This window comes from Psychrobacillus soli (assembly GCF_006861775.1).
Classification (GTDB): domain Bacteria; phylum Bacillota; class Bacilli; order Bacillales_A; family Planococcaceae; genus Psychrobacillus; species Psychrobacillus soli.
Window position 1 is genome coordinate 1 of the sequence record NZ_VDGG01000080.1, and the last position, 9,639, is coordinate 9,639.

Genomic DNA, 9,639 nt, shown 5'->3' on the forward strand with positions numbered 1-9,639 from the left:
CCATTACGCAAGTAAGTAAGATCCCTCAAAGACGATGAGGTAGATAGGTTCGGGGTGGAAGCGTGGCGACACGTGCAGCTGACGAATACTAATCGATCGAGGACTTAACCAAATGTATTTATTTGTTTGAAAATGTCGTTTATCCAGTTTTGAAAGAATAAAAAAGATTTATTAAAATAACTATTGCAATTTTCTCTAGTTATGATATAATAATACTTGTCTTTCAAATTAATATGTCTAGTGATGAAGGCGAAGAGGTCACACCCGTTCCCATACCGAACACGGAAGTTAAGCTCTTCAGCGCCGATGGTAGTTGGGGGTTTCCCCCTGTGAGAGTAGGACGTCGCTGGACATAATAATATTCCGAAGTAGCTCAGTGGTAGAGCAATCGGCTGTTAACCGATTGGTCGTAGGTTCGAGTCCTACCTTCGGAGCCATTAATGGAGAGCTGTCCGAGTGGCCGAAGGAGCACGATTGGAAATCGTGTAGACGGGTAACCCTGTCTCAAGGGTTCAAATCCCTTGCTCTCCGCCAGATAACTTCTCTTATACATAATGGCCCCTTGGTCAAGCGGTTAAGACACCGCCCTTTCACGGCGGTAACACGGGTTCGAATCCCGTAGGGGTCACCATTATTTTATAAAAAGTACCAGCATTAAAACGGAGGATTAGCTCAGCTGGGAGAGCATCTGCCTTACAAGCAGAGGGTCGGCGGTTCGAGCCCGTCATCCTCCACCATTAATTTAAAAAGTAAGTATAATATTATCGCGGGGTGGAGCAGTTCGGTAGCTCGTCGGGCTCATAACCCGAAGGTCACAGGTTCAAATCCTGTCCCCGCAACCAAATGGTCCCGTGGTGTAGCGGTTAACATGCCTGCCTGTCACGCAGGAGATCGCCGGTTCGATCCCGGTCGGGACCGCCATTTAATTTATTTGTTTGAGATTTAGGATAAGCAAGCAGGTCGAGGAAGCAATCGAGTGAAAGAAGGAGCGTACCTGAGTACGTGACTGATAGAACGAGTGCAGCTGACGAAGAGATGAGAAGCTTAGCGTAAATCGAAATGGCTCAGTAGCTCAGTCGGTAGAGCAAAGGACTGAAAATCCTTGTGTCGGCGGTTCGATTCCGTCCTGAGCCACCATATTTATCTTTACGCCGGAGTAGCTCAACTGGTAGAGCAACTGACTTGTAATCAGTAGGTTGAGGGTTCAAGTCCTTTCTCCGGCACCACTTGGAGGGGTAGCGAAGTGGCTAAACGCGGCGGACTGTAAATCCGCTCCTTAGGGTTCGGCGGTTCGAATCCGTCCCCCTCCACCAGTTTTTAGGGGCATAGTTTAACGGTAGAATAGAGGTCTCCAAAACCTTTGATGTGGGTTCGATTCCTACTGCCCCTGCCAACTTTTAGTTAACTTGAATAATGGCGGTTGTGGCGAAGTGGTTAACGCACCGGATTGTGATTCCGGCATTCGTGGGTTCAATTCCCATCAGTCGCCCCATATTCCTTTAGAGTTAGCTCTTTTTTTATTTAATAATGGCGGTTGTGGCGAAGTGGTTAACGCACCGGATTGTGATTCCGGCATTCGTGGGTTCAATTCCCATCAGTCGCCCCATTGGGGTATAGCCAAGCGGTAAGGCAACGGATTTTGATTCCGTCATGCCCTGGTTCGAATCCAGGTTCCCCAGTTTATTTGCGGAAGTAGTTCAGTGGTAGAACACCACCTTGCCAAGGTGGGGGTCGCGAGTTCGAACCTCGTCTTCCGCTCCATTATTTTCTTAAGGCGGCATAGCCAAGTGGTAAGGCACAGGTCTGCAACACCTTTATCACCGGTTCAAATCCGGTTGCCGCCTCCAATTTTATAAAATAAATTTTGATACTTATATTTTGCCGGTGTGGCGGAATTGGCAGACGCGCGGGACTCAAAATCCCGTATCCTCTGGATGTGTCGGTTCGACCCCGACCACCGGTATCTCGCATTAATTTTAAGTTACGATAAGAATTTTTAAATAGCTCATAAACCTTGAAATAACGGGGTTTATGAGCTTTTTTCTATTTAAAAGCATTCGATACGAAACAATTAGATTTGAAATTATTTTACACATTTTTTACACAACCATCTGCTTGAAAGTATTAGTACTTAACTGTTCAGCCTCATGCTGCTAACATCTTGTAAATATATTGACCTAAAGTAACCACCTCTTATGAAAAATCAAATGGATGATATGATTACAATCGTCAATGAATCTATTAAAGCAGTAAAATAGTATGTGCAGGTTGGCATTTATGCCAACCTATTTTTAAATTATGGATTGTTTCCGAAATACCACTTTTTTTCGCGCCACACACTATTCAACTATATTTCAAAATTCTATTAACCATCTACATTTGATTGAAATATCGAAATACCTGCGAATGCCTTCAAATCCTTATACATTTCTTGATTTGGATAGATGTATTCTTTTTTTCCATCACCGACTAAAAGACGGCTAATTTTTCGACTTAGGGCAGTTTGATAAATTGTATCATTATCAATCAATCTCTCTAAGAAACATAACGTTTCACATGCTTTATTCATCCTTGAAACTAATGTCCTGTTTTTTGTATTCGAATAAGTAATGTTCTTGGAAGAATCAATAAACTGCTCGATCACATCGTTTTTTATAGACTCTTGTTCAAAGGTATTCCGGATAGATTGTAAAATAATTTCATCCATATTTTTAAATTCATTAGCTTTAAGTCCATGCAAAACAATTACGTAACGATTCTTATCGTTTACGAGTACAACTGTTTTTCTTCGATTAACAATTATCAGATTGGCATGCCATGACGTAAGAGGTTTTTCCACATTAACAGTTTCTGGATTCTTTTTTAATTGATATAACAACTTTTTCGTACATTGAATAATCATAAATTCAAATCCCCTTCTTACATAATTTTCTCCCTATACATTCAAAATCACTCTCAGAAATTCTGAATAATTTTTGGTCTATTTAATAATAAGAAGTTACTCTCCCGTTTTGCATTGTTAAGCGTAACCATTCACAAAGTACGTAATTATTTCTAAATCGTCTTCCGTTAACTCACGCTCGAAATGTGAGGACATCTCTGCAGCAACAGCATTTAGCTCCCCATGATGTTTCTGCGTTAATGAAGCACTTGTCTTCAATAATAAAGCAAAGCGATCAAATTCATCCTTTGTCAAAGGTGCTGGATGATGAGATAGGAAATAGATTTCGGCATTATAACTTTCGATTTTCTCCAAAAGCTTATACATCTTTTCAATGGTATAATGCCATTTTTCGGCGTACATATTTGCGTAGAGGCAGTCGCCAAGAAATAGCGCTTTTTCCTCCAGTATGTAGATGAGATTTGAATCAGAGGAATGATCTCCACCAACATGTTCAATAATACAAGTAACCCCACCGAGATTCAGTCTAATTCGCTTTTCAAAAATGATAGTGGGATTTTGTATGATAACCTCTCGATTGCTTCCAAGCTCTAATTTTATCGCGTCAGCACAAAACGGAATTTCTATCCCTGCTTTGACACGTTCATCTAACTCTTTATCTTCCCATGATAATTCCTGTAGTTGAGTTATTTTATCATTAGTTATGACATTAGCAATTGAAGGCATGTCCATTTCATACAAGCCAAATACATGATCCCAATGCCAATGTGTAAGAGCCAGTATATCTCCGACGATATGATAGGAAGTCAATTGCTCTTTAAATTGTTTTGCGTGATTAGAAGAATTCCCCGAATCGATCAACAGTGTCTGATTATCCCCTACAATAGCTGCTAATATCGGACGATCTGTTTTTTGATATGGAGGAAGGTAGAAGAGACGATTGGAAAGTTTTTGTAACGTTTGCATTTATCCATACTCCTTCAAGAATGTTTGTATTGTTCATTGTATCCTATTTACATTTCAACACAATAACATAACATTACTTTTACAAAAATGCCATTGTTCTAAAAAACATGAAAGCATACACTAAATGCAAGACTCTTTTACTGAAGGTGGATCAATGGAAGAGATAGAAGCTAAAGGTACAAAAAAAATAGCGAATTATTTATTGAATTATTCTACCCTACTTGGAATGCTTATAATTGGAGCTTTTATTATTTACGGGTATAAGAATGGACTATTTACTTCAACTGAAACATTTAGAGATTTTATTGTAAGCTTTGGTATTTGGGCACCAATCATATTTATTTTCATTCAAATTGTTCAGGTTATCATACCGATATTACCTGGTGCCATAAGCTGTGTTGTAGGAATAATCATCTTCGGACCGTGGATTGGCTTATTATATAATTATATCGGCATTTGTATAGGGTCTATAATTGTATTTTTGCTTGCCCAAAAATACGGTAAACCGTTTGTTAGAAGGATCGTAGGGAAAAAGTCTTTTGAAAAGTACATTGGTTGGGTAAGTAAAGGAAATACATTCGATAAAATCTTTGCATATGCCATTTTCTTCCCAATAGCTCCGGATGATTTACTTTGTTATATTGCAGGTTTAACAAAAATGAAGTTGCAAAAATTCATCGTCATTATTTTATTAGGAAAGCCACTGTCTATAACTATATATAGCCTTGGATTAACTGCTCTTTTACAATACCTAATTGGATTTATAAAATAACGACAAAGGAGCGAGGTTCGTTATGAAAGTATTATTGTATTCGGAGCATTTAAAGTTAGTGGAAAAAAGCGGTGTAGGTAGAGCGATAAGTCATCAGAAAAAAGCTTTAGAGGAAAATAACTTGGCTTATACGATCAATAAAAGAGATGATTTTGATATTGTTCATATTAATACAGTTTTTCCAAGTTCTTTATGGATGAGCAGAATAGCGAGGGCAAAAGGAAAGAAAGTTGTCTATCATGCGCACTCGACAGAAGAAGATTTTAAAAACTCATTCCGAGGCTCCAACTTTCTAGCACCATTTTTTAAAAGATGGCTGATGAAATGTTATAGTAGTGGCGATTTAATCATTACCCCGACCCCTTATTCTAAAAAGCTGTTAGAAGGATACGGTTTAACTAATCCTATTGTGAATATATCTAATGGGGTCGATTTACAATATTTTAAGAGAAATACTCGATATAGGAAGAGATTCAGAGAAAAGTATCAATTAGGTGAAAATGACAAGGTTATTATTTCAGTAGGACTTTATATAGAAAGAAAAGGAATATTAGACTTTGTAGAACTAGCTAAATTGATGCCTGAATATACGTTTATTTGGTTTGGTCATACAAATTTAAATGCGGTATCGGCTAAAGTAAAAGCAGCAGTAGAAACTACGTTACCAAATTTATTATTCCCTGGTTATGTTAGTCATGAAGAACTGCGGGATGCGTATAGCGGAAGTGATTTGTTTTTATTTCTTACGCATGAAGAAACAGAAGGAATTGTACTACTGGAAGCATTGGCTATGAAAATACCGGTATTGGTTCGTGATATTACAATTTACGAAGACTGGCTTACTAATAAGGAAAATGTATATAAAAGTAATAATACGGAACAATTTCAAGTGGCAATTAAAGGAATAGTAAATAATGAATTCACATCTTTAGTGGAGAAAGGCTATGATGTGGCGAAGGAAAGAGATATTAGATTAATAGGACAACAATTAGAAGAAGAATATAGGAAGTTAATCGCTGCTTCTGAATTAGAGTACATCATCGAGAAAGCAAAAAAACTTAACACAGGTGATACTTTTTAATTTAAATGGATGAATTCACAATTATTTATTAAGCAACTATTTATACTCTACATTTCTACAGTATGATTTGACGATCAGCTAAAAAAGAGGGTGCTTTGAAATGAAAATTGGACTTTTTACCGATACATATTATCCACAAATTAATGGAGTGGCGACTTCTGTACTAATTCTAAAAGAAAATCTAGAAAGGCTCGGACACCAAGTGTATGTATTTACAACAACCGATCCGAACGCAACTGAAAATGAGCGTAATGTATACAGAATGCCAAGCATTCCATTCGCAAGTGCAAGACGCTTAGGAATGTTCTATCATACTGGATTAGTAAAATTTATAAAAAGACTAAAACTAGATGTAATTCATACGCATACCGAATTTTCGCTAGGCGTTTTTGGAAGATCCATGGCAAGAAAGTTAAATATTCCTCTACTGCACACGTATCATACAATCTACGAGGACTACACGCATTACATAGTAAAATTTAAACTATTTGATTTTATTGCAAAGAATACAGCAAGGAAAATTAGTGCTAATTTTTGTAATTCTGTAGATAAAGTAATTGTTCCAACAGAAAAAGTGAAAGACTTACTGCATTCCTATAAAGTAAAGCAACATATGTCGATTATTCCTACAGGTGTTGAGCTTAGTAAGTTCTCTTCATTTACTAAATCATCCAAGGAAGTTAAAAACTTGCGTACTGAATTAAACATTAGCGAAAATGACAAAGTGCTGTTGTACATTGGAAGGATTTCAGAGGAAAAAAACATTGGGGAACTTCTAATATCGATGAAAGCCTTATTGAGTAGTGACAGTAATATGAAGTTTGTGCTAATAGGTGATGGTTTAGAGAGAAATAATTTAGAAGATCTGGCTATAAAATTAGGGATAAAAAACCAGACAATTTTCGCTGGGGAGAGACCATGGGATTCCATAGGGATGTACTACCAATTGGGGGACGTTTTCGTTAGTGCTTCGCAAAGTGAAACACAAGGACTTACTTACATCGAAGCACTGGCATCAGGACTACCAGTCGTAGCCAAATCAGACCAATGTTTAGACGGTGTTCTTCAAAATGGTGTAAATGGTTATACGTTTCAACAGGAGGATGATTTTTTACAATCAATCAATAAAATTTTAACTAATGAAACCAATAAAGAATTAATGTCCATTGGGGCTATCCAATCAGCAGAAAAGTTTTCCGCTACGCAATTTGCGCTGGCAGTTGAAGCCACTTATAATAATGTTCTAGTAGAATCAAAAAGTTATCATAATGTTTCCTAATGAATTCGTAATTTCAGCTAAACGAAGGTGGTACCACATCTATTCAGCACAAAGACGTCCTTATCGGAGCGGCTCTGTGCTTTTTAAATTCATTTCAGCGATATTTTTTTATCGATGTTGATCTACAAGAATTTGATTTCCATCAGGATCTTCAATTGTAAAATGTGCTGGTCCTTCAGTTGCTTCCTCTGCTTCAGTCAACATTTTTATTCCTTTTGCTTTAAACTGCTTTTGAATTTCTCGAATGTCCGTAAACGTATCAAGATTCTCCGCATTTTGATCCCATCCCGGATTAAAGGTCAGAATGTTCTTTTCAAACATTCCTTGGAATAACCCAATAACGCAATTATCATTTTTTAAAATTAGCCAATTTTGAGTGATGTCTCCACCTAAAACTTGAAAGCCAATGTTTTCATAAAATGATTTGGATACGTGAATATCTTTTACATTTAAACTTACAGAAAATGCACCTAAATTCATACTTTCTCCTCCTTTTATATCAATCAAATGTTCAGTTAATTTTAATTAAGTATAATTGAGGAGCTTGAAATATACAACATTCCTTAAATCGTCAGAAGCTTTTACTGAAAGGAATTGTATTAAACCCGCCTATTTGGTATATTATTAGTAATATCCAATCTTTGAAGTGACCGAGTAAATGAGAATTGTGAAACAGAAAATATAGCAGCTTGCTGAGAGCTATATCACCGCTTCTTGTTGAAACCTACCACGGAGATGTTATGCAAACATAACCGAGTCGTTTTCGTTATCAAACGTTTAGAGGGCTAAATAATGATTTTAGCTAAACTAAGGTGGTACCACGTCTATTCAGCACAGAGACGTCCTTTCATAAGGACAGCTTTGTGCTTTTTTAATTCAACTTAGCAGGTGAAGAGACCCTGCTAAGTTGAATCAAAGCCTCCGGCGGATGTCCGATTTTGAAAGGAGTTAATTGTGTTTGCACAATTCAAAATCTGGACGCAATAACGCCGAGGCGTAATTGATTTAAATAGGAGGATTTTATAATGACAAATCAACAGCAAAATGATTTTTCAAAATGGTATATCGACACAATTCAAAAGGCAGATTTAATGGATTACACACCAGTTCGTGGGTGTATAGCGTTTAAACCAGATGGCTTTGAAATTTGGGAACATATCCAAGATGAAATGAACAGACGTTTTAAAGAAACAGGACATCGCAATGCATACTTCCCAATGCTTATTCCTGAGTCTTTCTTCCAAAAAGAAAAGGACCATATTGAAGGATTCGCTCCTGAGCTTCCATGGGTAACAGAAGCTGCTGGTGAAAAACTTGAAGAGCGTTTAGCACTTCGCCCAACTTCTGAAACGATGATTGGTCATTTGTATTCAGATTGGATTAAAAGCTATCGTGATCTTCCAGTACTCATCAACCAATGGGCGAACGTATTCCGTTGGGAAAAGAAAACACTTCCGTTTATCCGTACTTCTGAATTTTTATGGCAAGAAGGGCATACTGCGCATGTAGACGAAGAAGAAGCGCGTCATGAAACAATGCAAATGCTTAACATCTATAAAGAGGTAGTAGAAGAGCTTTTAGCTATTCCAGTATACGATGGTCAAAAAACTCCTTCTGAGCGCTTTGCAGGGGCTGTAGATACTTATTCAATCGAAGCAATGATGAAGGACGGGAAAGCAGTTCAAGCTGGTACATCTCATTACTTAGGTACAAAATTCGCTGAAGCATTTGATATTAAATATTTGAACAAAGAAAACAAGCATCAACATGTGCATACAACCTCATGGGGAACTTCTACACGTTTAATTGGTTCTGTTATTATGGTGCATGGTGATGAGCAAGGGCTTGTATTACCACCACGTGTTGCACCGACGCAAGTTGTGTTAATACCAGTTGGTCCTTGGAAGAAAAATCCTGCAATTATGGAAAAACTAGATGAGCTTTATGCTGCACTAAAAGTAAAAGGTATTCGTGTTCGTTTAGATGATTCAGATCAATCTCCAGGCTATAAATTCAATGAGTGGGAGTTAAAAGGTGTTCCAGTTCGTGTTGAATTAGGGCCTCGTGATTTAGAAAACAATCAAGCATTATTAAAAGCACGTGACGAAGCAGATAAAGTATCTGTAGATATTCCTAATCTAATTGAGCGTATTGAGGAAGAGTTAACAACAATGCAAACGCGCTTACTTGAAAAAGCTCGTGCATTCCGTGATGAGAACTCACATACAAATGTGGATTCCCTAGAGCAGTTAAAACAACATCTTACTGATTCAACGGAAAAAGGAGAAATCCCAGGATGGATTCTTGCAGGATGGTGTGGAGACGATGCTTGTGAAGAGAATGTGAAGAATGAAACGAAATTTACAACACGTAATATTCCATTCAACCCACCAGCTGAAAAGTCTACTTGTATCAACTGTGGTAAGGATTCGAAACATACTGTATGGTTCGGTCGCGCTTACTAATTAAATAGGAAAAATAGTTAAAAAATCAACCATTACTTGTTTAATGGTTGATTTTTTATTGCTTAGAAAACTGAAATCCAGTAAATGGTTTTGAGCAACTAATTGGTCATTGAAAGCAACCAGTTCTATTCGGAAAGCAATCAAATCAAATCGGAGAGCAACCAAATTGCTAGT

Annotated in this window: 7 protein-coding genes, 16 tRNA genes, 2 rRNA genes and 1 other annotated feature; of the genes, 22 read left to right on the forward strand and 3 right to left on the reverse strand. The window is 37.4% G+C overall.

Annotated elements, in window-relative coordinates; all coding sequences use genetic code 11:
• The 18 genes from FG383_RS20225 to FG383_RS20310 form a co-directional block, all read left to right on the forward strand.
• A 23S ribosomal RNA gene (locus FG383_RS20225) occupies positions 1-112 on the forward strand; the annotation flags it as partial.
• A 124-nt stretch (positions 113-236) separates the two neighbouring features.
• Positions 237-352 (forward strand): 5S ribosomal RNA (gene rrf, locus FG383_RS20230).
• A gap of 10 nt (positions 353-362) precedes the next feature.
• Positions 363-437 (forward strand) — tRNA-Asn (locus FG383_RS20235).
• A gap of 5 nt (positions 438-442) precedes the next feature.
• Positions 443-534, forward strand: a tRNA-Ser gene (locus FG383_RS20240).
• Positions 535-556: 22 nt separating this feature from the next.
• Positions 557-631: transfer RNA gene (locus tag FG383_RS20245), tRNA-Glu, on the forward strand.
• A 30-nt stretch (positions 632-661) separates the two neighbouring features.
• Positions 662-737 (forward strand) — tRNA-Val (locus FG383_RS20250).
• A 28-nt stretch (positions 738-765) separates the two neighbouring features.
• Positions 766-842: transfer RNA gene (locus tag FG383_RS20255), tRNA-Met, on the forward strand.
• A gap of 3 nt (positions 843-845) precedes the next feature.
• Positions 846-921: transfer RNA gene (locus tag FG383_RS20260), tRNA-Asp, on the forward strand.
• Positions 922-1,061: 140 nt separating this feature from the next.
• Positions 1,062-1,137, forward strand: a tRNA-Phe gene (locus FG383_RS20265).
• Positions 1,138-1,150: 13 nt separating this feature from the next.
• Positions 1,151-1,226, forward strand: a tRNA-Thr gene (locus FG383_RS20270).
• Positions 1,227-1,229: 3 nt separating this feature from the next.
• Positions 1,230-1,313, forward strand: a tRNA-Tyr gene (locus tag FG383_RS20275).
• A 6-nt stretch (positions 1,314-1,319) separates the two neighbouring features.
• A tRNA-Trp gene (locus tag FG383_RS20280) sits at positions 1,320-1,393 on the forward strand.
• Positions 1,394-1,416: 23 nt separating this feature from the next.
• Positions 1,417-1,492 (forward strand) — tRNA-His (locus FG383_RS20285).
• A 38-nt stretch (positions 1,493-1,530) separates the two neighbouring features.
• Positions 1,531-1,606, forward strand: a tRNA-His gene (locus FG383_RS20290).
• Position 1,607: 1 nt separating this feature from the next.
• Positions 1,608-1,679: transfer RNA gene (locus FG383_RS20295), tRNA-Gln, on the forward strand.
• Positions 1,680-1,686: 7 nt separating this feature from the next.
• A tRNA-Gly gene (locus FG383_RS20300) sits at positions 1,687-1,761 on the forward strand.
• A 12-nt stretch (positions 1,762-1,773) separates the two neighbouring features.
• A tRNA-Cys gene (locus FG383_RS20305) sits at positions 1,774-1,847 on the forward strand.
• Positions 1,848-1,880: 33 nt separating this feature from the next.
• Positions 1,881-1,963, forward strand: a tRNA-Leu gene (locus FG383_RS20310).
• 402 nt (positions 1,964-2,365) lie between these two features.
• Here FG383_RS20310 and FG383_RS20315 read toward each other — a convergent pair.
• Positions 2,366-2,902, reverse strand: a complete 537-nt coding sequence (locus FG383_RS20315; RefSeq protein WP_142609447.1) for a DUF6933 domain-containing protein — start codon at positions 2,900-2,902, stop codon at positions 2,366-2,368.
• 117 nt (positions 2,903-3,019) lie between these two features.
• On the reverse strand, positions 3,020-3,868 hold the full coding sequence (locus tag FG383_RS20320; RefSeq protein ID WP_142609449.1) for an MBL fold metallo-hydrolase: 849 nt from the start codon (positions 3,866-3,868) through the stop codon (positions 3,020-3,022).
• Positions 3,869-4,022: 154 nt separating this feature from the next.
• On the opposite strand from FG383_RS20320, the gene FG383_RS20325 reads away from it, so the two are divergent.
• From FG383_RS20325 to FG383_RS20335, 3 genes are all read left to right on the forward strand, one after another.
• A complete protein-coding gene (locus tag FG383_RS20325; protein WP_142609451.1) occupies positions 4,023-4,640 on the forward strand; it encodes a TVP38/TMEM64 family protein in 618 nt (205 codons plus the stop codon).
• A gap of 22 nt (positions 4,641-4,662) precedes the next feature.
• Positions 4,663-5,721 (forward strand): LTA glycolipid anchor biosynthesis glycosyltransferase, IagA/BgsA family, encoded by a 1,059-nt coding sequence (locus tag FG383_RS20330; RefSeq protein ID WP_142609453.1) that lies wholly within the window; start codon positions 4,663-4,665, stop codon positions 5,719-5,721.
• A 100-nt stretch (positions 5,722-5,821) separates the two neighbouring features.
• Complete coding sequence (locus FG383_RS20335) at positions 5,822-7,000, forward strand: glycosyltransferase family 4 protein (RefSeq protein WP_142609455.1); 1,179 nt, start codon at positions 5,822-5,824, stop codon at positions 6,998-7,000.
• Between the two features lie 108 nt (positions 7,001-7,108).
• Here the strand turns inward: FG383_RS20335 and FG383_RS20340 are convergent, their stop codons facing one another.
• The gene (locus FG383_RS20340; protein WP_142609457.1) at positions 7,109-7,480 is read right to left on the reverse strand and encodes a VOC family protein; all 372 of its coding nucleotides are present in this window, start codon (positions 7,478-7,480) and stop codon (positions 7,109-7,111) included.
• 152 nt (positions 7,481-7,632) lie between these two features.
• Positions 7,633-7,850, forward strand: a binding site (T-box leader).
• 175 nt (positions 7,851-8,025) lie between these two features.
• Between FG383_RS20340 and proS the strand changes: the two genes are divergently transcribed.
• Positions 8,026-9,465 carry a proline--tRNA ligase gene (gene proS / locus FG383_RS20345; RefSeq protein WP_142609459.1) on the forward strand — a complete coding sequence of 480 codons (1,440 nt, stop codon included), beginning with the start codon at positions 8,026-8,028 and terminating at the stop codon, positions 9,463-9,465.
• Positions 9,466-9,639 lie beyond the last annotated feature (174 nt).